This is a genomic window from Kluyvera intermedia (assembly GCF_021440345.1).
Taxonomy (GTDB): Bacteria; Pseudomonadota; Gammaproteobacteria; order Enterobacterales; family Enterobacteriaceae; genus Kluyvera; species Kluyvera intermedia_A.
Window position 1 is genome coordinate 1 of sequence record NZ_JAKCNS010000039.1, and the last position, 22,175, is coordinate 22,175.

The following is a 22,175-nucleotide window of genomic DNA, read 5'->3' on the forward strand; positions in this document are numbered from 1 at the left end:
TTTAATTTCGCTTTTCTCTGCCGGCGTTCTTAGAAGAACCCCGCTGACCCGGCGGCTTGTTTGCCGTTGTTCCGTCTCAGTGGGGCCGCATTATAGGGGGTAATTTCAGGCTGACAAGAGGAAAAATGCATTTTTTTCTCAACCGCTCACCTTTTCACCTTTTTGCCGCTTATTTCTGCTTTTTGATAGCTGCCGGTAGGTCTGCAAGGCTATTAATCACCCAATCCGCGGCTTTTTCTGCATCTTCAGTAACGGGTTTACCGGTACGCACCAGCACTTTCATACCAACGTTCGCTGCGGCAGCTGCCTGCATGTCTTCAATTTTGTCACCAACCATATAAGAAGAAGACATATCAATGTGCAGATATTCCTGCGCCGACTTGAACATCCCCGGATGCGGTTTACGACAGTCGCATACCTGACGGTACTCTTCGACCGTTCCCTGCGGGTGGTGCGGACAGAAATAGATGCCATCAAGATCCACACCGCGGTCGGCCAGTGACCAGTCCATCCATTCCGTCAGCGTTTCAAACTGCGCTTCGGTAAATTTCCCGCGAGCAATACCCGATTGGTTAGTGACCAGCACCAGGGCATAGCCCATTTCTTTTAATTCACGCATTGCGTCAATGACGCCATCGATAAATTCGAAATCATCAATTTCATGGACGTAGCCATGATCGACATTAATCGTGCCATCACGATCGAGAAAAATTGCGGGTACGGACTTTGCCACCGTGTTGCTCCTGAATAAGGCATGTGTCTTTAGTATCGCATGTTTCAACAAGCAAGAAAGCGACGATCGCATAAAGAAGATTGATTTAGACGTCTAGATGCCTTAACATCCGTTTTGTTGACGGTCATCGCCCGTCTCTGGCAGAACAAAATGCCGTGGATAACACCTAACCGATAATAAATAATCTAATGATTAAACTTTCGAATATCACCAAAGTGTTCCAGCAGGGCCACCGTACGATACAGGCGCTAAATAACGTTAGCCTGCACGTGCCCGCTGGACAAATTTATGGCGTCATTGGCGCATCCGGTGCAGGTAAAAGTACGCTGATTCGCTGCGTCAACCTGCTTGAGCGCCCAACCGAGGGCAGCGTTCAGGTCGGCGGCCAGGATCTGACTGCATTATCTGAGACCGAACTGACTAAAGCTCGTCGTCAGATTGGCATGATCTTCCAGCACTTTAACCTGCTCTCTTCACGTACCGTATTTGGTAACGTTGCGCTGCCGCTGGAACTCGACAATACGCCAAAAGATGAAATCAAGCGTCGTGTCACCGAATTACTGGATCTCGTTGGTCTGGGCGATAAACACGATAGCTACCCGGCGAACCTTTCCGGCGGGCAAAAACAGCGCGTGGCCATTGCCCGTGCGTTGGCCAGCAACCCTAAGGTGCTGTTGTGCGATGAAGCCACCAGCGCATTAGACCCAGCAACCACTCGTTCGATCCTGGAACTGCTGAAAGACATTAACCGCCGTCTGGGGCTGACCATTTTGCTCATCACCCATGAAATGGACGTGGTGAAACGCATCTGCGACTGTGTCGCGGTGATCAGCAACGGTGAACTGATTGAGCAAGATACGGTGAGCGAGATGTTCTCTCATCCGAAGACGCCGCTGGCTCAGCAGTTTATTCAAGCCACATTGCATCTGGATATTCCGGAAGACTACCAGGCTCGTCTTAAAGAACAGCAGAACGCCGATAGCGTGCCTATGCTGCGCATGGAATTCACCGGTCAATCGGTTGATGCCCCACTGCTGTCAGAAACCGCGCGTCGTTTTAACGTTAATAACAACATTATTAGTGCGCAGATGGATTACGCGGGCGGCGTGAAGTTCGGCATTATGCTGACTGAAATGCACGGCACCCCGGAAGATACGCAAGCAGCCATTGCCTGGCTGCAGCAACACCATGTAAAAGTAGAGGTACTGGGTTATGTCTGAGGCCATGATGTGGTTACTGGCGCGCGGCGTCTGGGAAACGCTGGCGATGACATTCGTGTCGGGCTTTTTCGGCTTCGTGATTGGCCTGCCGGTTGGCGTACTTTTATATGTCACCCGTCCGGGACAAATTATCGAGAACGGCAAGGTGTATCGCGTGCTCTCCGCGCTGGTCAACATCTTCCGCTCCATCCCGTTCATTATCTTACTGGTATGGATGATTCCGTTTACCCGCGTGATCGTCGGAACCTCAATTGGTTTACAGGCTGCCATCGTGCCGCTGACCGTGGGTGCAGCACCGTTTATTGCCCGTATGGTTGAAAACGCCCTGCTGGAAATCCCAACCGGTTTAATTGAAGCGTCACGCGCGATGGGCGCCACGCCGATGCAAATCGTCTGTAAAGTCCTGCTGCCGGAAGCCATGCCGGGTCTGGTGAATGCGGCGACCATTACTCTGATTACGCTGGTTGGCTACTCCGCAATGGGCGGTGCCGTAGGTGCTGGCGGGCTGGGTCAGATTGGCTACCAGTACGGTTACATTGGCTATAATGCCACCGTGATGAATACAGTACTGGTATTGCTGGTCGTTCTGGTTTATTTAATTCAACTATCTGGCGATCGTATCGTTCGGGCAGTCACTCATAAATAGCGTTACACACAACACAACTCAAAAGTTTAAGGATATAAGCATGGCGTTCAAGTTTAAAACCTTTGCGGCAGTTGGAGCCCTGATTGGTTCTCTGGCACTTGTTGGTTGCGGCCAGGATGAAAAAGATCCGAACCATATTAAAGTCGGCGTCATCGTCGGTGCGGAACAGCAGGTTGCTGAAGTCGCGCAGAAAGTGGCGAAAGAAAAATACGGTCTGGACGTAGAGCTGGTGACCTTCAACGACTACGTTCTGCCGAACGAAGCGCTGAGCAAAGGTGACATCGACGCTAACGCCTTCCAGCACAAGCCGTACCTGGACCAGCAGATTAAAGACCGTGGCTACAAACTGGTTTCCGTCGGTAACACCTTCGTTTACCCAATTGCTGGCTACTCTAAGAAAATCAAATCTCTGGACGAGCTGCAGCCGGGTTCCCAGATTGCCGTTCCGAACGATCCGACTAACCTCGGCCGTTCCCTGCTGCTGCTGCAAAAAGAAGGTCTGATCAAACTGAAAGATGACGTAGGTCTGCTGCCAACCGTGTTGGACGTCACCGAAAACCCGAAAAACCTGAAGATTGTTGAGCTGGAAGCACCGCAGCTGCCACGTTCTCTGGACGATGCACAGATTGCTCTGGCCGTCATCAACACCACCTACGCTAGCCAGATCAACCTGACTCCGGCGAAAGACGGTATCTTCGTTGAAGGTAAAGACTCTCCTTACGTGAACATGATCGTTTCTCGTGAAGATAACAAAGACGCTGAAAACGTGAAAAAATTCGTTCAGGCTTACCAGTCTGACGAAGTGTACGAAGCAGCGAACAAAATCTTCAACGGCGGCGCTGTTAAAGGCTGGTAATCGCCTTACCGCTAAGCAGTATCTTTCAAGACGGGCGCATGCCCGTCTTGTCATTTATGCAAGCACCTGATTCAATAGCCCCCTGGTCTACCCTATATCGAGGAAATACTATGCGTGCTTTACCGGTCTGTTTATTAGCACTCCTGTTAGGTGGCTGCTCCATGCTAAACAGATCTCCTGTTGAACCCATCCAAAGCACTGCGACCCCCGTCAAAACGGAGACCGCGAAACCGAAAGCGCCACGCCCTACGCCGGTTAGAATTATCACTAATGCTGAAGACCTGGTCGGTAAGCCATTCCGCGACTTAGGTGAAGTATCGGGTGATTCATGTCAGGCAACGAATCAGGATTCCCCGCCGAATATTCCAACCGCTCGCAAGCGCATGCAAATTAACGCCTCTAAAATGAAAGCGAATGCCGTGCTGCTACACAGCTGCGAAGTCACCAGCGGTGCGCCAGGCTGTTACCGTCAGGCGGTATGCGTGGGATCGGCGCTCAACGTTAGCGCGAAATGAGCCATTTCTCATTCGAACAAATAGGCGTTATCCGCTCTCCTTATAAAGAGAAGTTTGCGGTACCTCGCCAGCCTGGGCTGGTCAAAAGTTGCAGCGGCGAGCTGCACCTTCTGCCGCCCTATAACCAGGCCGACGCCGTGCGCGGCCTGGAAGCGTTCAGCCATCTGTGGGTGCTGTTTGTTTTCCATCAAACGATGGAAGGTGGCTGGCGCCCAACGGTGCGCCCTCCCCGGCTCGGCGGTAATACGCGGATGGGCGTTTTCGCCACCCGTTCAACCTTCCGACCAAACCCTATCGGTATGTCGCTGGTTGAACTGCGCGGTATTCACTGCCATAAAGAACACGTCATTCTGGAGTTGGGCGGGTTGGATTTAGTGGACGGCACCCCGGTCGTGGATATCAAACCCTATCTACCGTTTGCCGAGTCTCTGCCGGACGCACGCGCCAGCTACGCTCAGGATGCGCCTCAGGCCAGCGTTGATGTCACTTTTACTGCCGAGATTGCCGAACAGCTTATTGGGCTTGAGAAACGTTACCCACGTCTTCGTCAATTTGTTACCGAAGTTCTGGCACAAGACCCGCGCCCGGCCTATCGTAAAAATGAGGAAGAAGGAAAAACCTACGCCGTCTGGCTGCTGGATTTTAACGTCCGCTGGCGTGTGACAACGTCAGGATTTGAAGTCTTTGCTCTGGAAACCCGGTAATTTCTCCGCGCTCTCTTTTGACATCTCTTTCTCGCTGGTAAACTAAACCACTTTGTTTTTGTGCCAGGCCCGTTTTGAGCCTGTTTTGTCGTCCAACTGGAACCGTAACAACATGCGTACTAGCCAATATCTGCTCTCCACTCTGAAGGAGACACCTGCCGACGCTGAGGTCATCAGCCACCAGCTGATGCTGCGCGCCGGGATGATCCGCAAACTGGCCTCTGGGTTATATGCCTGGCTGCCGACCGGTCTGCGCGTCCTGAAAAAAGTCGAAAACATCGTGCGTGAAGAGATGAACAACGCCGGTGCCATCGAGGTGTCTATGCCCGTGGTTCAGCCCGCTGAACTGTGGCAGGAGAGCGGTCGCTGGGAACAGTACGGCCCGGAACTGCTGCGCTTTGTTGACCGTGGCGACCGTTCTTTCGTCCTTGGCCCAACGCACGAAGAAGTGATCACCGACCTGATTCGTAACGAGCTGAGCTCTTACAAACAGCTGCCGCTGAACTTCTTCCAGATCCAGACCAAGTTCCGTGACGAAGTCCGCCCACGTTTCGGCGTGATGCGTTCTCGTGAATTCCTGATGAAAGATGCCTACTCTTTCCATACCTCTCAGGAATCACTGCAGGAAACTTACGACGCGATGTATGCGGCCTACAGCAAGATCTTCAGCCGTATGGGTCTGGACTTCCGCGCAGTACAGGCTGACACCGGTTCTATCGGCGGTAGCGCTTCTCATGAATTCCAGGTGCTGGCGCAGAGCGGCGAAGATGATGTGATCTTCTCTGATTCTTCTGACTACGCTGCCAACATCGAGTTTGCAGAAGCCGTGGCGCCAAAAGAGCCGCGCGCTGCAGCAACTCAGGAAATGACGCTGGTTGATACGCCTAACGCGAAAACCATCGCTGAGCTGGTCGAGCAGTTCAATCTGCCAATCGAGAAAACCGTCAAAACCCTGCTGGTGAAAGCCGTGGAAGGCAGCAAGTCTCCACTGGTTGCCCTGCTGGTTCGCGGCGATCACGAGCTGAACGAAGTTAAAGCCGAAAAACTGGCGCAGGTTGCCAGCCCGCTAACCTTCGCCACCGAAGCTGAAATCCGTGCGCTGGTTGAAGCCGGTCCTGGTTCTCTGGGTCCAGTGAACATGCCAATTCCGGTAGTTATCGACCGTACCGTTGCGGCAATGAGCGATTTCGCCGCGGGCGCGAACATCGACGGTAAACACTACTTCGGTATCAACTGGGACCGAGACGTGGCAACCCCAGAAGTTGCTGATATCCGTAATGTCGTTGCCGGCGATCCAAGCCCGGACGGTAAGGGTACCCTGCTGATTAAGCGCGGTATCGAAGTGGGCCACATCTTCCAGCTGGGTACTAAGTACTCCGAAGCGATGAAAGCCTCCGTACAGGGTGAAGACGGTCGTAACCAGATCCTGACCATGGGTTGCTACGGTATCGGGGTGACTCGCGTGGTGGCTGCAGCCATCGAGCAGAACTTTGACGATCGCGGCATTCTGTGGCCAGACGCTATTGCGCCTTTCCAGGTCGCTATCCTGCCAATGAACATGCACAAGTCCTACCGTGTGCAGGAACTGGCTGAGAAACTATACGCAGAACTACGTGCGCAGGGTATCGAAGTGCTGATGGATGACCGTAAAGAGCGTCCAGGCGTGATGTTTGCTGACATGGAGCTTATCGGTATTCCGCACACCATCGTGCTGGGCGACCGTAACCTCGACAACGACGATATTGAATACAAATACCGTCGTAACGGTGACAAGCAGCTGATCAAAACCGGTGATATCGTTGATTACCTGGTGAAAGCCATTAAAGGTTAATCATCCGAAGGCGGTATTAACACCGCCCCGGTGACAAAAAAAGCCTCGCATTAAGCGAGGCTTTTTACTTTAACGGTCACGAGTCGTAGCCGAATAATTCGGTGCCGGTGTTGTTACCTTTATTTGCTCGTGCAGTCTTTACCAGGGACAAACTTCGCTTCTTTGCTGGCGACCAGCGTTTTCACCATCGCGCCGGTATCTGGATTTGGCTCGAGGGTAAAGTGCCCTTCCATCATCAGCAGCACCGGTTTGCTGTCGCTTCCCTGTGAAGCGGCGTAATCACGTTCCAGCTGCGCATTATTCGCAACGGCAACGCGTTTGCCGGTGGCACAGTCGGTAAAGGTGGCGGCATCTGCCATATAGAAGTACATCCCACGCATCGCCATCGGCGTCGTTGGCAGACTCGCTTTCACCGGCTCAAGCGTATAGTTCAGCTTAGAATCAATCGGGTTGCCTTCGCGGTCGAGCATCTCCAGCTTATCGCCTTTCGCGCGATAGAAAGATTTCTCGCCGTGGCTGTCAGTCAGCACCAGTTTATCGGCAGTACGCGCCCAGGTACCGTAGGAACCGAACGAAGACGGCTCGCGATTTACGCCCTGATAGTGATCGTTCATCACCCAGGTTCCGTCCTTACCGAGGAACAGCGAGGTTTCAATACCTTCACAATCGGCGCACGGAATCACGCCGCGCCAGCTCTGCTGCATTGGCGTTAATTCTGCGGATTGAGTCGGTTTTAGCGCCGCCATTTCCGAATTATTACAGCCGAAAAGCCCAAACAGCATCCCGGTGGCCGCAATGGCCAATATCGCTTTTTTCACCCTCAATTCCTTATTCTTATTACATCCACATTCAGCTTAGTAGCTAACCTTGCCACGCATCGACTTCACAGAAGACTTTTGCGCTTTAGAGGTCAACCGCCGCTCTTTTGACGCGCGCGTTGGGCGCGTCGGGCGCCGGCTCTTTTGTTCTGTCGTTAGCGTTTGAATGACCGCCACCAGACGAGCTACCGCCGCTTCACGGTTCATCTCCTGGCTACGGTATTCCTGCGCCTTAATGATAATCACACCGTCAGCAGAAATTAAGTGGTGACTGGCGGCCAGCAGGCGCTCTTTGTAATACTCTGGCAGGCTGGAGGCCCGGATGTCAAAACGCAAATGAATCGCCGTTGAGGTCTTATTCACATGCTGACCGCCCGCCCCCTGGGCGCGAATCGCGGTGATCGTGAGCTCATCATCCGAAATACTGACCTGCCCCGAAAGCGTAATCATGCTGGCGTCTGCCACGCCGTAAAATGAATTTCCAGATTATTCTGAGCGTCAGAAAGCCAAATTGCGCCTTCCTGCAGCGTCGCTTGCAGGGTCATCGTACGCTCGGCAAAAGCGCTGAGTTTTTCCAGCTGCTCATCATCCAGATACCAGATGCTTAAGTTTTTAAAGCCCGCCATTTTGCTTTGGTTTTGCTGCCACCAGATTTCTGCCGAGCGGCTATTGTAGGTAAACAGCGCGACTTCTTGCGACTGGCTGCAGGCTTTCTTAATCCGCCGCTCATCCGGCAGGCCCAGCTCAATCCACAGGTCGATCCCCAGATGATCGTTGCGCAGCCACACTTCCGGCTCATCCTCAGAGGAAAGGCCGCGGGTGAACTGCAGACGCTCATCAGCGTATTTGATCCACGCCAGCAGCCGCAGCATCATGCGTTCCTGGGTTTCAGACGGGTGGCGGGCCAGCGTTAAAGACGCGTCCAGAAACTGGTTGCGGTCGATATCCGCTACATTGACCACCGCTTTATAAATTGTTGCTTTCAGCGCCATGGGGTAACTCCTGCGAAAAATGGGGCTCATTGTAGCGAAATCAAGGGCAAAAGGCTGTCCCGAATTGCATCTGCCGACGCTCATCTCGCTGATAATGCTTAAATGAGTATGATATAGTCACCTTGCTAAACAGAGATTATCTTCATAGGCTTAATTGAAGCGCTGACAGGAGGACATGTGGGCAACTATTGTGAATTAATTCGTCAACGCTATGCGGAAATTGCCAGCGGTGATTTGGGGTATATCCCGGACGCGCTGGGCTGTGTACTGAAAGTTTTGAACGAAGTTGCGGCGGATGACGCCCTTTCTGCGTCAGTCAGGGACAAAGCTGCCTATGCAGCGGCAAACTTACTGGTGAGCGATTATGTCGACGAATGATACTTATCAACCCATCAATTGCGATGACTATGACAATCTCGAGCTCGCCTGCCAGCACCATCTCGTTCTGGCGCTGGAACTGAAAGACGGCGAAGTGCTGAAAGCCAAAGCACACGATCTGGTCTCCCGTAAGAACGTGGAATACCTGGTCGTCGATAGCGCGGGTGAACTCCGCGAGCTGCGGCTTGACCGCATAACCAGCTTCAGCCACCCCGAAATCGGCACCGTGGTTGTTAGCGAGTCATAATTCAGAAACGGGCGGCTTAGCTGCCCGTTTTCTCCCACCGTAGTGTGACACCGTTTTCCGCATCACAGACTCCGTCCTGAGTGACAAAGCACCCTGCAGCAGCAATCAACGTCTCACCGTAAAACAGCAGCGGCGTGGTATCTCGCCGCCAGGGCGGTACGCCTAGCTCCTGCCAGATTTTTTTCAGCTTACGCCCACCATTGCGGCCAACAATATGCAACATCCCCGGCGCTTTAAAACGCACAGTGACTGTTTCATCTGCTCGTGCGAAGCGAATATTTCCCCCAGGAACCAGACGTAGCTCGCCGAGACTATCCGGTAGCGTTAGTAAAGTCCGGGGATCCGCCCACCGCAGGATCGTTTCCGTTTGTCCGGCCTGCGCCCTCACCCACCACAGTCTTTGCTGAAAACGGCGAACGTCAAAGCTCCCCAGCCGTACACACGGTGTCGCATCCTCACGCGCCAGCGCAACTTCCTGCCATAGGCGAGCCAGCATTTCGCGCGACGGCATCGGCGCATGGTGCCCTGCCAGCCAGCGCCGTAAAAGCGCCGCTCGCTTTGGTGCACTCATCGCCGCCAGCGGTTCAATAGCCAGCGCGCCTTCGGGAGAAACCAATTGAGAGAGTTCATCCGCCAGCAGCTCATCCAGCAGTTGCTCCTGCTCACCGCACAGCTCGGCACTTCGCGCAGCCGCCTGCGCAAAGTGCGGCCAGCGCTGATTGAGTAACGGCAATACCCGCAGGCGCAGGAAATTGCGGTCGTAGGTATCATCCTGATTGCTCTCGTCTTCAATCCACGTCAGCCCATGGCTATTCGCCCACTGCAGCAGGGCATTTCGCGTCTCGTGCAACAGCGGACGTATGAGCTGTGTATTGGCAAACGCCGTGCAAAAAGGCATAGCTGCCAGTCCCGCAGGCCCGCTCCCTCGCTTCAGCGCCAGCAGCAGCGTTTCGCTTTGATCGTCAAGATGCTGCGCCGTGACCAGCACTTCTCCAGGCATTAGCGCATCGCGGAACGCCCGGTAGCGGGCATCTCGGGCTTCAGCCTCCAGCCCGATACCGCGTTGCGCCAGTGTAACCCGCTCAACCACCAACGAGACCTGCCAGGCGTCACAGACCTGCTGGCAGTGTGCCACCCAGCTATCAGCATTGGCGCTAATTCCGTGGTGGATATGTATCGCCCGCAGCGCAATGGAAGGATCCTGCTGTCGCCAGCAGACCAGTTGATGCAGCAGCACCGTCGAATCCAGGCCACCGCTAAACGCCACCAGAAACTGGCGGTGCGGGGAGAGCTGTTGCACAAGTGATGGTTGGGTCATCGTCATATCATGAAAGAGAGTATTGCCCGGCACGTTACCCGTCCAGGCTAGCGCTGACAAGCCTTACTGCTGATACAGCTCCAGCGGCAGGCCGTCAGGATCGTTGAAAAAGGTAAAACGCTTGTCGGTATACGGATCGACACGAATCTCCTCGCAGGCTACGCCATGAGACGTGAGGTGCGCCACGGCCGCGTCAATATCATCGACGCTGAAGGCCAGATGGCGAAGCCCGCAAGCCTCCGGACGACTTGGGCGCGCAGGAGGAAACGGGAAGGAAAACAGCTCAATCACGTACTGGCCGTTTAATGCCAGATCGCCTTTCCACGAATCACGCGCTTCACGATAAACTTCGCTTTGCAGCGTAAAGCCGAGAATATCGCAGTAAAAAGACTTACTTTTTGCATAATCGGTGGCAATAATCGCAATGTGATGAATCTGTTTTAATCCCAGCATCCTGTTTCTCCGTTAACCGTTTTCCTGCACGTTAACCGCGCAGGCCAATATCACGCAACCCCTTCAGGGCTTTTTAGGACTCTCACACGGTAAACGCCATTTTCATCGCGTTTTGCACCATGGATATCGGTTTCAAAGCCCGGATAATGTCGCCCAACAGAGCAGAGCATCAACAGGAAGTCGAGCACAGAGCGGCTCTCGGTGGTGATCATCTCCCCCGGCATCAGCAGCGGCACGCCCGGTGGATAGGGCAGGATCATATTCGCGGAGATGCGCCCCACCAAATCCTCCAGCGCGATGGTTTCGACCTCGCCTTTAATTTGCTTTTGCCACGCCCGGTGCGGCGTCAATTTCATCTCTGGCAATACATCAAACGCCCGTAGCATTAAGCTTGGAAGATCGTGCTGGCGGATCAATCGATGGATCCCCTGTGCCAGATCCTGAATGCGCATATTGCGATAGAAATCAGGATCTTCAGCATAGAGAGCCGGCAGCATGTTCTTCACCCGTAGGTTGAGATCGTAGGCGCGCTTAAACTCAGTCAACCCGCGAAGCAGCCCCATCGCCCGGGTTTTATCAATCCCGATGCTGAACAGGAACAGCAGATTATAGGGACCGGTTTTTTCCACCACCACACCGTGCTCGTCGAGATATTTCGCCACCAGCGCCGCCGGGATCCCCTCATCGCTCATATTCCCCTGCTCGTCCATTCCCGGCGTCAGGATCGTCACCTTCACCGGATCGAGGAACATATGATCGGCATCCGCGTCGCTAAAGCCGTGCCAGTCTTCGCCAGGCGAAACCGGCCAACACTCTGCCTCGTCAATCTCTTCCGGCTGCCAGATGTCAAAGAACCAGCAATCTGACTCTGCCCGCAGTCGCTGGACTTCTTTACGGAAATGCAGCGCCCGCTCTACCGAACGATTAATCAGCCGTTTGCCGGGATTGCCGCGCAGCATCGCCGCCGCAGTCTCAATAGAGGCGACAATCGGATAGCTCGGCGAAGTGGAGGTATGCATCATAAAGGCTTCGTTGAAAGTATCTTCATCGTAGTCGCCTTTAATATGAATAAGCGACGCCTGCGACAACGCCGCCAGCATTTTGTGAGTGGACTGGGTTTCAAAGAATACTTTTCCCGGTACCCGCTCACCGCTCATACCGCTTTTCCCCTGGTAGATCGGGTGGAAATGGGTGTACGGCACCCAGGCCGAGTCAAAATGGATAGACGGTACGTCGAGGGTTTGTTTGATCCAGTTGGTGTTGTACAGCAAGCCATCGTAGGTGGAATTGGTTATCACCGCGTGCACCGGCCACTGCGCGTTAGCGGTGGCATTCACCTTCTGTTGCAGGCTGTCGCGGGTAAACTCGCGCTTCGGGATGCCGCCCAGAATCCCCAGCGCGTTACGCGTAGGTTTCAGCCACAACGGCACCACGTCGTTCATCATCAGCAAATGCGCCAAAGATTTATGGCAGTTACGGTCAATCAGCAACGTGCTGCCGCTAGGTGCGGCGTACATACCAACAATCTTATTCGACGTTGAAGTACCGTTGGTGACCATATAACTCTGCTCGGCACCAAAGGTGCGAGCGATATACTCTTCGGCTTCCAGATGCGGGCCGGTGTGGTCTAGCAGCGATCCCAGCTCAGTCACCGAAATCGAAACATCCGCTTTCAACGTATTGGCGCCGAAGAAATCGTAAAACAGGCAGCCGACCGGGCTTTTCTGATACGCCGTTCCCGCCATATGCCCTGGCGTACAGAAGGTGTATTTGCCTTCTGTGACGTAGGTAAATAGCGCTTTGGTAAACGGCGGCATGATGTTATCGAGATACTCGTCGGTATACTGACGAATGCGGGTGGCGATATCGTCGGCCTGACCCAGGGCATATTCAAAGAACCACAACGCCATGCGCATATCATGCGCGCTGACATCCATCGTGGAGTGGGCATTAATAAAAGCGTAAAGCGGCAGATATTCATTAAGCTGGTTAATTTCGCCGCAAAGATCGACGCTGTATTCATCCCAGTCAAAAATCACCCCGCTAATACGCGGGTTGTGCTCAATCAGTTTCAGCAGGTCGGCACTGTTTTGCGGCCAGATGATTTTGAAGCCCTGCGACAGTAGCGCAGCCTCAAGCTCCTTTACCGGCTCGTCTTTGTAGTAGACGCCGTGCGGTCCCATAATGGCAATAATATTCATGCGTTCCTCCTGGAAAACCTTCACCTATCATAGCGCAGGTAGACCGCAGGTAATAAAAAAGGGCCACAAACTGTGGCCCTTTTCAGGAACGTCTTATGTTGGTATTACGCGTAACCGTAAGTCATCAGACGCTGGTAACGACGGTTGAGCAGGTCTTCTTTGCTCAGCACATCGAGGTCTGCCAGGTCAGCCAGCAGCTGCGCTTTCAGCGATGCTGCAATAGCTTCCGGGTTGCGGTGTGCGCCGCCCAGTGGTTCCGGAATAATGGAATCGATAAGCTTCAGTTCTTTCAGACGCGGAGCGATGATGCCCATGGCTTCAGCCGCCAGCGGCGCTTTATCAGCGCTTTTCCACAGAATGGAAGCACAGCCTTCCGGAGAGATAACAGAATAGGTGCTGTACTGCAGCATATTCACTTTATCGCCCACGCCAATCGCCAGTGCGCCACCGGATCCACCTTCACCGATAACGGTGCAGATAACCGGGACACTCAGACGTGACATTTCACGCAGGTTACGCGCGATAGCTTCAGACTGACCGCGTTCTTCTGCGCCTACGCCTGGGTATGCACCCGGGGTGTCGATGAAGGTCACAATCGGCATGTTGAAGCGCTCAGCCATTTCCATCAGACGCAGGGCTTTACGATAACCTTCCGGTGCCGGCATGCCGAAGTTGCGACGGATTTTTTCTTTGGTTTCACGACCTTTCTGATGACCAATGATCATCACTGGGCGACCGTCCAGACGAGCGATGCCACCAACGATAGCTTTGTCGTCGGCATACGCGCGGTCGCCTGCCAGTTCGTCAAATTCATCAAACGCCAGACGGACATAATCCAGGGTGTACGGACGCTGTGGATGGCGCGCCAGTTGGGCTACCTGCCATGCGCCGAGATCGGCAAAGATTTTGCGCGTCAGCTCTACGCTTTTTTCGCGCAGACGATGCACTTCTTCGTCGATATTAATATCCAGTTTCTCATCCTGACGGCTAACCGCAGTCAGAGAATCGATTTTTGCTTCCAGCTCTGCAATCGGCTGTTCAAAATCAAGGAAATTCAGACTCATAGTATTCCTGTATTAGTCAAACTCCAGTTCCACCTGCTCCGAACCGATGAGGCTACGCAGATCGTTGAGTAAACGATCGCTCGGAGAGACACGCCAGGTTGCACCGAAACGCAACCGCGCACGTGCATCCGCCCTCTGATAGTAGAGATGTACTGGAATGGTTCCCGAACGGTGGGGTTCCAGAGACTGACGGAGTCGGTTTAAAAGCTGGTCATCAATTTGCCTGTCCGTCAGCGAGATAGCAAGCCCGCGAGCGTATTTTTCCCGGGCTTCGTCAATGTCCATAACTTCGCGGGCCATCATTTTAAGGCCGCCGCTGAAATCATCAAAGCTGACCTGTCCGCTGACGATAAGTATGCGGTCGTTTTCCAGCAGATGCTGGTATTTTTCCAGAGCTTCGGTGAAGAGCATCACCTCTAGCCGCCCGGAGCGGTCATCCAGCGTACAGATGCCGATACGATTGCCGCGCTTGGTGACCATAACCCTTGCAGCAATCACGAGCCCCGCAGCCGTGGTCACTTTACCACGTTCTGTCGGATGCATGTCTTTTAGCCTATAGCCGCCGACATAGCGCTCAATTTCTTTCAGGTACTGGTTAATCGGGTGACCGGTTAAGTATAAGCCTAACGTTTCCCGTTCACCTTCCAGCACCGTGTGTTCAGGCCAGGGCTGGCAGTTCGCGTACGACTGCTCAATTTGCTCCGGCTCTTCGGCCAACACGCCGAACATATCCGCCTGACCAATCGCCTCTGCTTTCGCATGCTGGTCAGCGGCTTTTAATGCATCTCCCAGCGAATTCATCAGCGCTGCACGGTGTGGCCCAAGGCGGTCGAAGGCCCCGGACATGATCAATTTTTCCAGCACCCGGCGGTTGAGTTTCTTGGTATCCGTGCGTGCGCAGAGGTCAAAAAGCTCGCGGAAATAGCCCCCGTTATTGCGCGCCTCAATGATAGCTTCAATGGGGCCTTCGCCGACGCCTTTAATCGCGCCGATACCATACACGATTTCCCCGTCATGATTAACGTGGAAATGATATAAACCGGAATTGATATCAGGCGGCAAGATTTTCAACCCCATCCGCCAACACTCATCCACCAGGCCCACCACCTTCTCGGTGTTGTCCATATCGGCGGTCATTACCGCCGCCATAAACTCGGCCGGATAGTGCGCTTTCAACCACAACGTCTGGTACGAAACCAGAGCATAGGCTGCGGAGTGAGATTTGTTAAACCCATAACCGGCGAATTTCTCCACTAGGTCAAAGATTTTCATCGCCAGTTCGCCATCTACACCGCGGCTTTTCGCCCCTTCTTCAAAGGTGCCGCGCTGCTTGGCCATCTCTTCGGGCTTTTTCTTACCCATCGCACGACGCAGCATATCCGCGCCGCCCAGAGTATAGCCGGAAAGCTCCTGGGCAATCTGCATGACCTGTTCCTGGTACAGGATAATGCCGTACGTAGGTTCCAGCACCGGCTTCAGGCACTCATGCTGCCACTGAACGTCCGGATAGGAGATCTCTTCACGCCCGTGCTTACGGTCGATAAAGTTATCTACCATCCCCGACTGCAGTGGGCCCGGACGGAACAGAGCCACCAGTGCGATCATATCTTCGAAGCAGTCCGGCTGCAGACGTTTGATCAGATCCTTCATGCCGCGGGATTCAAGCTGGAATACCGCCGTGGTTTCCGAGCGTTGCAGCATGTCGAAGCTTTTCTTGTCATCCAGCGGGATGGCAGCGATATCCAGCGGCGGCTCGCCGTTGCGCTCACGGCGGGCGTTGATCATCTCCAGCGCCCAGTTGATGATGGTGAGCGTACGTAGGCCAAGGAAGTCAAACTTCACTAGCCCGGCGTATTCAACGTCGTTCTTATCAAACTGAGTGACCGGGTGCAGCCCCTGCTCATCGCAGTACAGCGGTGCAAAATCGGTAATTTTGGTCGGCGCGATAACCACGCCACCAGCGTGTTTACCGGCGTTACGGGTGACCCCTTCGAGCTTACGCGCCATGTCGATCAGCGCGCGAACTTCTTCATCCGCTTCGTAAATTTCTGGCAGCTGCGGTTCAGCTTCAAAGGCTTTAGCCAGCGTCATCCCCGGATCGGGTGGAACCAGCTTGGAGATACGGTCAACGAAGCCGTACGGATGCCCCAATACGCGGCCTACGTCGCGGATAACCGCTTTCGCCGCCATGGTACCGAAGGTGATAATCTGCGAAACCGCATCACGACCGTACATCTCCGCCACGTGTTCAATAACCTGGTCGCGTTTCTCCATACAGAAGTCAACGTCGAAGTCGGGCATCGAGACACGTTCCGGGTTAAGGAAGCGTTCAAACAGCAGGTCAAATTCCAGCGGGTCGAGGTCGGTAATTTTTAGCGCATAGGCCACCAGCGAGCCTGCACCGGAACCACGGCCAGGCCCAACCGGCACGCCGTTATCTTTCGACCACTGGATAAATTCCATTACGATCAGGAAGTAGCCCGGGAAGCCCATCTGGTTGATAACTTTCAGCTCAATTTCCAGACGTTCATCATAAGGCGGACGCTTCTGCGCACGGACTTCAGGATCGGGGAACAGGAACTCCAGACGCTCTTCCAGACCTTCATGCGATTTTGCCACGAGGAAATCTTCGGTGGTCATGTCACCAGTCGGGAACTGCGGCAGGAAGTATTCGCCCAGGCGCACCGTTACGTTACAGCGCTTAGCAATCTCAACGCTGTTTTCCAGCGCTTCCGGAATATCGGAGAACAGCTCGCACATCTCGTCTTCGCTGCGCATATATTGCTGCGAAGAGTAGTTACGCGGGCGTTTTGGGTCATCCAGGGTGAAGCCGTCGTGGATAGCCACGCGAATTTCATGAGCGTCAAAGTCACCGGGTTCAAGAAAGCGAACATCATTGGTCGCCACCACCGGCAGGCCGCGCGTTTCCGCCAGCGCGACCGCGGCGTGCAGATAGGTTTCTTCATCCTGTCGGCCGGTACGAATTAGCTCAAGGAAATAGGCGTCGGGGAAGTGCTCTTCATAAAATGCCGCACACTGTTCAACCAGCGCCGTGTTGCCACGCAGCAAGGCGCGGCCAACATCGCCCATCCGTGCGCCGGAGAGCAAAATCAGCCCTTCTTTTAATTCGACCAGCCAGTCGCGATCGATAATCGGCCCTGCGGCACCATAACCACGTTGATAGGCTTTTGAAATCAGTAGCGTCAGGTTTTGATAGCCAACGTTATTAGCCGCCAGCACCGTTAGCTGAGTCAGTTCGTCGCCAAACAGCTCGCTCTGGACATGAAAATCCGCGCCGACAATCGGCTTAATCCCGGCGCCATGCCCCGCTCCGTAGAACTTCACCAGGCCGCAAAGGTTGGTAAAATCGGTGATCGCCAGCGCAGGCATGCCCAATGCGGCCGCCTTTTTTACCAGCGGCCCGGTTTTTGCCAGCCCATCGATCATGGAGTAGTCGCTATGCACCCGCAGGTGCACGAAACGTGGTTCAGCCATTATTTATTTCCGGTTTACTTATCTCGGCACGCGGATCAGGACACAAGCCCTAGCGCGCGTTTGACAGGAGCAAAACTGCGTCGGTGATGCTCGGTAGCGCCATGCTGTGCAAGCGCTTCCAGATGAAAAGGGGTTGGATAGCCTTTATGCTGGGCAAAACCGTACTGCGGTAGCACCTTGTCCAGTTCAGCCATTTCGGCATCGCGCGTCACTTTCGCCAGAATCGACGCGGCGCTGATTTCCGCAACCCTACTGTCACCTTTGACAACCGCCATAGAAGGCATCGGCAGAGCCGGGCAGCGATTACCATCAATCAGTACATATTCCGGGACAATTGAAAGCCCAGCGACCGCTCGCTGCATCGCGAGCATGGTGGCATGCAGAATATTGAGTTCGTCAATTTCATGCGGCTCTGCGCGCCCAAGGCTCCAGCACAGCGCTTTTTCTTTGATTTCGTCAAATAGCGCCAGGCGGCGCTTTTCGCTCAATTTTTTGGAGTCATTCAAACCAACAATCGGGCGAGAAGGATCGAGGATCACCGCAGCCGTAACGACAGCGCCGACCAATGGGCCACGCCCGACTTCATCCACACCGGCAACTAAATGGGTATGGGGATAACCAAATTCAATCATCGTGCTAGCTCCAGCACCGCATCTGCCGCCTGCTCATCTGCATTACAGCGAATTTGCAGATGCAGCTCGCGGAAGGTGTCATGCATGGCGTGGCTGGTACGGCCGTTAGCCAATAATGGCTGTAGCGCTTCGGCAAGCAGCTGCGGCTGGCATTCATCCTGCAGCAGCTCTTTCACCAGCTCGCGGCCGGCCAGCAGATTCGGCAGTGAGACATAATCGGTTTTGACCAAACGTTTGGCTAGCCAGAAGGTAAACGGCTTCATACGATAACCGACAACCATCGGGCACTTGGCCAACATGCACTCGAGCGCCGCGGTACCCGATGCGAGCAGCGCGGCATCGCTGGCGATCATCGCCTCGCGGGCCATGCCGTCCAGCATGTGGACTGACAAATCGGGCGCTACTTCAGCCTTGATACGCTCAAACTGCTCGCGGCGTTTCGCATTCACCAGCGGTACAACAACCTCAAGGTCTGGGTACTGCTGGCGTAACAGCTGTGCGGTTTTTAAAAAGTCTGCGCTGAGCATTTCCACTTCGGCGCCGCGGCTGCCCGGCAGCATGGCCAGACAGTGGACATCGTGGGCGATACCCAGCGTATCCCGCGCGGCGTTTTTATCGGGATCCAACGGCATGGCATCCGCCATGGTGTGGCCGATAAAGCGGCACGGGACGTTAAATTTGTCATAAAACGCTTTTTCAAAAGGCAGAAAAGCGAGAACCAGATCGGTGGCTCTGCCAATTTTGAAGACGCGTTTCTGTCGCCAGGCCCATACGGACGGGCTGACGTAATGAATGGTTTTGATCCCCTGCTTCTTAAGGTTGCCCTCAAGGGTGATATTGAAATCGGGGGCATCAATGCCGACAAAGACATCGGGCTTGAGATCGGTAAAACGCGTGGTGAGATCGGCGCGAATGTGCAGCAAACGACGTAGTCGCCCCAGCACCTCCACAATGCCCATCACCGCCAGCTCTTCCATTTCATACCAGGCTTCACAGCCTTCGGCCTGCATCAAAGGGCCTGCAACGCCGACGAAACGCGCGTTGGGTACTCGCGCCTTGAGGGCGCGAATGAGACCTGCACCAAGAATATCGCCGGAGGTTTCTCCGGCGACCAGGGCAATCGTTAAGGGACGCTGCTCAGTCATTAACGAATCAGGCCACGCGTAGAACGGGCGAAGAAGTCGCTAAATGGCTGAACTTCCGGATGCTGCTTCGCAAGCTCGGCAATTTCCGGTTTTACTTCTTCCAACGTTTTGCCACTGCGGTACAACGCTTTATAGGCGTTGCGGATGGCGGTGATCGCTTCACGGCTAAAGCCGCGGCGCTTCAGGCCTTCGATGTTGACGCCAAACGGTGTCGCGTGGTTGCCCTGAGCAATAACGTATGGCGGAACGTCCTGAGCAACGCCAGAACAGCCGCCCACCATCACGTGCGCACCGATAATGCAGAACTGGTGCACCGCGGTCATGCCGCCGATGATAACAAAATCATCCAGCGAAACGTGACCCGCAAGGGTAGCGTTATTTGCCAGGATACAGCGGTTTCCTACCGTACAATCGTGCGCCACGTGGGCGTTGATCATCAGCAGGTTATCGCTGCCCACCTTCGTCAATCCACCGCCCTGTTCTGTGCCACGGTGAATGGTGACGCTTTCGCGAATGCGGTTGCGATCGCCAATTTCCACGCGAGTCGGTTCACCAGCATATTTCAGATCCTGGTTAACTTCCCCGATAGAGGCGAACTGATAGATCTCGTTATCACGACCAATTGTAGTGTGGCCGTTAACAACAACGTGAGACTTCAGTACGGTGCCTTCGCCAATTTCGACGTTTGGCCCCACAATACAAAACGGGCCAATGTGGGCATTAGCACCAATAACGGCACCGTCTTCCACAATGGCAGTAGGATGGATAAAGGCGGTTTTATCAATCACGGATTAGGACTCCCGGCTACGCGCACACATCATTGTCGCTTCGCAAACCACTTTGCCATCGACCAGCGCAACGCCTTTAAAGCGAGTCAGGCCACGACGGGTTTTCTCGAAGGTGACTTCCATAATCATCTGATCGCCAGGCACGACTGGGCGCTTGAAGCGCGCTTCATCGATACCAGCAAAGTAATACAGCTCGCCCGGCTCCAGTTTACCTACGCTTTTAAACGCCAGGATACCGGTGGCCTGCGCCATTGCTTCCAGAATCAGCACGCCCGGTAAAATCGGCTTGCCAGGGAAGTGTCCCTGGAAAAACGGCTCATTTACGGAAACATTTTTCACTGCGCGCAGAAAACGACCTTCTTCAAAATCCAGCACGCGGTCTACCAGTAAGAACGGGTAGCGGTGTGGCAGAAGTTCTAAAATCTCTTCAATGTGCAGAGTATGAGTGTCAGTTGTCAAAATACTCTTCCTGTCAAAATATACTAAGGGGTAATAATAACACGGCCTGCCGGATTACAAGAATGCCGACAGGCCGGGAAACGAAAGGCGATAAGATGAAAACTAGTCTTGATTATTCAGCTTGCGTTCCAAAGCCTTGAGACGCTTGCTCATTTCATCAATATTCATCACCAGTGCGGCCGTTTTGCGCCATGCCTTGTTCGGCTGGAGCGGGATGCCGGATGAGTACACGCCAGGCTCGGTAATTGGACGCATCACCATACCCATACCGGTTACGGTCACTTTGTCGCAAATTTCCATATGGCCGTTAATCACGCTGGCACCGCCAATCATGCAGTAACGACCAATTTTGAGGCTGCCGGCCATGATAACACCGCCTGCAACTGCGGTATTGTCGCCAATCACCACGTTGTGCGCAATCTGGCACTGGTTATCAATGATAACACCGTTGCCGATCTGCGTGTCGTCAAGCGCACCACGATCGATGGTCGTACAAGCACCGATCTCCACGCGATCGCCAATAATCACGCGGCCCAACTGAGGGATCTTCACCCAGTTGCCGCGATCGTTGGCATATCCAAAACCATCAGAACCGATAACGGTGCTGGATTGGATCAGGCAATTCTCACCGATCTCGACTTCGTGGTAAATGGTTACATTCGCCCACAGGCGTGAACCGGCACCAATTTTGGTCTTTTTACCGACGAAACACCCCGCCCCAATCACAACGTTATCGCCAAGAACAACGTCGGACTCAATCACGGCATTTGCGCCGATCGAGACGTTGTTACCCAGCGTGGCGGACGGACTCACCACCGCGCTCGGTGCGATATCCTGCGCCGGTTGTGGCGTGGTATCTAAAATTTGAGCCATACGTGCGTAGGTCAGGTAGGGGTTCTTCACTACCAGCGCAGCGCCTTTGGCGTAAGGCAGTAAATCTTGCGTCAGGACAATCGCCGACGCTTCGCAAGCGGACAGGTGTTCACGATACTTGGGATTAACCAGGAACGTGACATGACCCGCCTTAGCGGATTGCATGGACGCGACAGCGGTGATGACGATATCGCCATCACCGTGTAATTCCGCATCCAACTGCTGAGCTAAATCAGCCAGTCGAATTGAAGGCATTACTTATTTAACCTGTTTCAGTACATCAGAAGTGATGTCTTTAACATCGCTGCTGTTGAATGCAACGGCGTTAGCGTCAACCACCAGGTCGATGCTCTGGCTTGCAGCAACGGATTTCACAGCTGTCTGGATACGAGTAACCAGTTTGCCACGTTCTTCGTTAGTACGACGCTGACGATCCTGCTCAAAAGACTGTGCTTTCTGAGAGAAAGACTGACGCTGTGCAGTGATGTCTTTTTCCAGCTTGGTGCGGTCAGCACCAGCTTTCATAGACTGCAGACGCTGCATTTTAGACTGCAGGTCGCCTTCCATACGCTGAAGTTCGCCAGCACGGCCTTTGAATTCGTTTTCCAAGGTGCTGGAAACGCCGGTTTTCTGTGCAACTTGCTGGAACAGGCTACCCATGTTAACAATTGCAATTTTATCTGCTGCCTGAGCAGATGCGGCCATTGCTAAACCCAGACCCGCTGCGACTAACCACTTTTTCACAATAATACTCCTTACCATCCCATATGTACCCGAAGGTACTGTTCTTTTGGTGGCCCGGAGGCC

23 protein-coding genes are annotated in these 22,175 nt (G+C 54.0%); 8 read left to right on the forward strand and 15 right to left on the reverse strand.

Features of this window, described 5'->3' with window-relative positions; translation table 11 throughout:
* Positions 1–169: 169 nt before the first annotated feature.
* Positions 170–733, reverse strand: a complete 564-nt coding sequence (gmhB, locus tag LZ634_RS11540) for a D-glycero-beta-D-manno-heptose 1,7-bisphosphate 7-phosphatase (RefSeq protein WP_234505086.1) — start codon at positions 731–733, stop codon at positions 170–172.
* A 188-nt stretch (positions 734–921) separates the two neighbouring features.
* On the opposite strand from gmhB, the gene metN reads away from it, so the two are divergent.
* From metN to proS, 6 genes are all read left to right on the forward strand, one after another.
* The gene (metN, locus tag LZ634_RS11545; RefSeq protein WP_234505088.1) at positions 922–1,953 is read left to right on the forward strand and encodes a methionine ABC transporter ATP-binding protein MetN; all 1,032 of its coding nucleotides are present in this window, start codon (positions 922–924) and stop codon (positions 1,951–1,953) included.
* Positions 1,946–2,599: a methionine ABC transporter permease MetI gene (locus tag LZ634_RS11550; protein ID WP_234505090.1), complete on the forward strand. Its 654-nt coding sequence runs from the start codon at positions 1,946–1,948 to the stop codon at positions 2,597–2,599. The genes metN and LZ634_RS11550 overlap by 8 nt, the downstream gene beginning before the upstream one ends.
* A 40-nt stretch (positions 2,600–2,639) precedes the next feature.
* Entirely contained in the window at positions 2,640–3,455 is an 816-nt protein-coding gene (gene metQ / locus LZ634_RS11555; RefSeq protein ID WP_234505092.1) for a methionine ABC transporter substrate-binding lipoprotein MetQ, read from the forward strand.
* Between the two features lie 110 nt (positions 3,456–3,565).
* Positions 3,566–3,970, forward strand: coding sequence for an Rcs stress response system protein RcsF (rcsF, locus tag LZ634_RS11560; RefSeq protein WP_234505094.1), 405 nt, complete (start codon positions 3,566–3,568; stop codon positions 3,968–3,970).
* Entirely contained in the window at positions 3,967–4,674 is a 708-nt protein-coding gene (gene tsaA, locus LZ634_RS11565) for a tRNA (N6-threonylcarbamoyladenosine(37)-N6)-methyltransferase TrmO (protein ID WP_234505096.1), read from the forward strand. Before rcsF ends, tsaA begins: the two co-directional genes overlap by 4 nt.
* A gap of 112 nt (positions 4,675–4,786) precedes the next feature.
* Entirely contained in the window at positions 4,787–6,505 is a 1,719-nt protein-coding gene (gene proS, locus LZ634_RS11570) for a proline--tRNA ligase (protein WP_234505098.1), read from the forward strand.
* A gap of 119 nt (positions 6,506–6,624) precedes the next feature.
* On the opposite strand, the gene nlpE is transcribed toward proS, so the two are convergent.
* The 3 genes from nlpE to LZ634_RS11585 are packed head-to-tail and all read right to left on the reverse strand — an operon-like array spanning position 6,625 to position 8,315.
* A complete protein-coding gene (gene nlpE / locus LZ634_RS11575; protein WP_234505100.1) occupies positions 6,625–7,323 on the reverse strand; it encodes an envelope stress response activation lipoprotein NlpE in 699 nt (232 codons plus the stop codon).
* Positions 7,324–7,359: 36 nt separating this feature from the next.
* Positions 7,360–7,773, reverse strand: coding sequence for an alternative ribosome rescue aminoacyl-tRNA hydrolase ArfB (arfB, locus tag LZ634_RS11580; RefSeq protein ID WP_234505102.1), 414 nt, complete (start codon positions 7,771–7,773; stop codon positions 7,360–7,362).
* Positions 7,770–8,315, reverse strand: a complete 546-nt coding sequence (locus LZ634_RS11585) for a YaeQ family protein (protein WP_234505105.1) — start codon at positions 8,313–8,315, stop codon at positions 7,770–7,772. Before LZ634_RS11585 ends, arfB begins: the two co-directional genes overlap by 4 nt.
* 177 nt (positions 8,316–8,492) lie before the next feature.
* On the opposite strand from LZ634_RS11585, the gene LZ634_RS11590 reads away from it, so the two are divergent.
* Both LZ634_RS11590 and rof read left to right on the forward strand, forming a co-directional pair.
* Positions 8,493–8,693, forward strand: coding sequence for a YaeP family protein (locus LZ634_RS11590; RefSeq protein ID WP_234505107.1), 201 nt, complete (start codon positions 8,493–8,495; stop codon positions 8,691–8,693).
* Positions 8,680–8,940, forward strand: coding sequence for a Rho-binding antiterminator (gene rof / locus LZ634_RS11595; RefSeq protein ID WP_234505110.1), 261 nt, complete (start codon positions 8,680–8,682; stop codon positions 8,938–8,940). The genes LZ634_RS11590 and rof overlap by 14 nt, the downstream gene beginning before the upstream one ends.
* Before the next feature lie 16 nt (positions 8,941–8,956).
* Here the strand turns inward: rof and tilS are convergent, their stop codons facing one another.
* From tilS to skp, 11 genes are all read right to left on the reverse strand, one after another.
* Entirely contained in the window at positions 8,957–10,264 is a 1,308-nt protein-coding gene (gene tilS / locus LZ634_RS11600; RefSeq protein WP_234505326.1) for a tRNA lysidine(34) synthetase TilS, read from the reverse strand.
* Between the two features lie 57 nt (positions 10,265–10,321).
* Positions 10,322–10,711, reverse strand: a complete 390-nt coding sequence (locus tag LZ634_RS11605) for a VOC family protein (RefSeq protein WP_234505114.1) — start codon at positions 10,709–10,711, stop codon at positions 10,322–10,324.
* A gap of 50 nt (positions 10,712–10,761) precedes the next feature.
* Positions 10,762–12,912 carry a lysine decarboxylase LdcC gene (locus LZ634_RS11610; protein ID WP_234505117.1) on the reverse strand — a complete coding sequence of 717 codons (2,151 nt, stop codon included), beginning with the start codon at positions 12,910–12,912 and terminating at the stop codon, positions 10,762–10,764.
* A 104-nt stretch (positions 12,913–13,016) separates the two neighbouring features.
* Positions 13,017–13,976, reverse strand: coding sequence for an acetyl-CoA carboxylase carboxyl transferase subunit alpha (gene accA, locus LZ634_RS11615; RefSeq protein WP_061282434.1), 960 nt, complete (start codon positions 13,974–13,976; stop codon positions 13,017–13,019).
* Positions 13,977–13,988: 12 nt separating this feature from the next.
* Positions 13,989–17,471 (reverse strand): DNA polymerase III subunit alpha, encoded by a 3,483-nt coding sequence (dnaE, locus tag LZ634_RS11620; RefSeq protein WP_234505119.1) that lies wholly within the window; start codon positions 17,469–17,471, stop codon positions 13,989–13,991.
* A 35-nt stretch (positions 17,472–17,506) separates the two neighbouring features.
* Positions 17,507–18,103, reverse strand: coding sequence for a ribonuclease HII (gene rnhB / locus LZ634_RS11625; protein WP_234505121.1), 597 nt, complete (start codon positions 18,101–18,103; stop codon positions 17,507–17,509).
* Positions 18,100–19,248: a lipid-A-disaccharide synthase gene (lpxB, locus tag LZ634_RS11630; protein ID WP_234505123.1), complete on the reverse strand. Its 1,149-nt coding sequence runs from the start codon at positions 19,246–19,248 to the stop codon at positions 18,100–18,102. Before lpxB ends, rnhB begins: the two co-directional genes overlap by 4 nt.
* Positions 19,248–20,036, reverse strand: coding sequence for an acyl-ACP--UDP-N-acetylglucosamine O-acyltransferase (lpxA, locus tag LZ634_RS11635; protein ID WP_234505125.1), 789 nt, complete (start codon positions 20,034–20,036; stop codon positions 19,248–19,250). Before lpxA ends, lpxB begins: the two co-directional genes overlap by 1 nt.
* Before the next feature lie 3 nt (positions 20,037–20,039).
* Positions 20,040–20,495, reverse strand: a complete 456-nt coding sequence (gene fabZ / locus LZ634_RS11640; RefSeq protein ID WP_052285413.1) for a 3-hydroxyacyl-ACP dehydratase FabZ — start codon at positions 20,493–20,495, stop codon at positions 20,040–20,042.
* A gap of 102 nt (positions 20,496–20,597) precedes the next feature.
* Entirely contained in the window at positions 20,598–21,623 is a 1,026-nt protein-coding gene (lpxD, locus tag LZ634_RS11645; RefSeq protein ID WP_234505127.1) for a UDP-3-O-(3-hydroxymyristoyl)glucosamine N-acyltransferase, read from the reverse strand.
* Positions 21,624–21,626: 3 nt separating this feature from the next.
* Complete coding sequence (gene skp / locus LZ634_RS11650; protein ID WP_234505129.1) at positions 21,627–22,112, reverse strand: molecular chaperone Skp; 486 nt, start codon at positions 22,110–22,112, stop codon at positions 21,627–21,629.
* Positions 22,113–22,175: the final 63 nt, after the last annotated feature.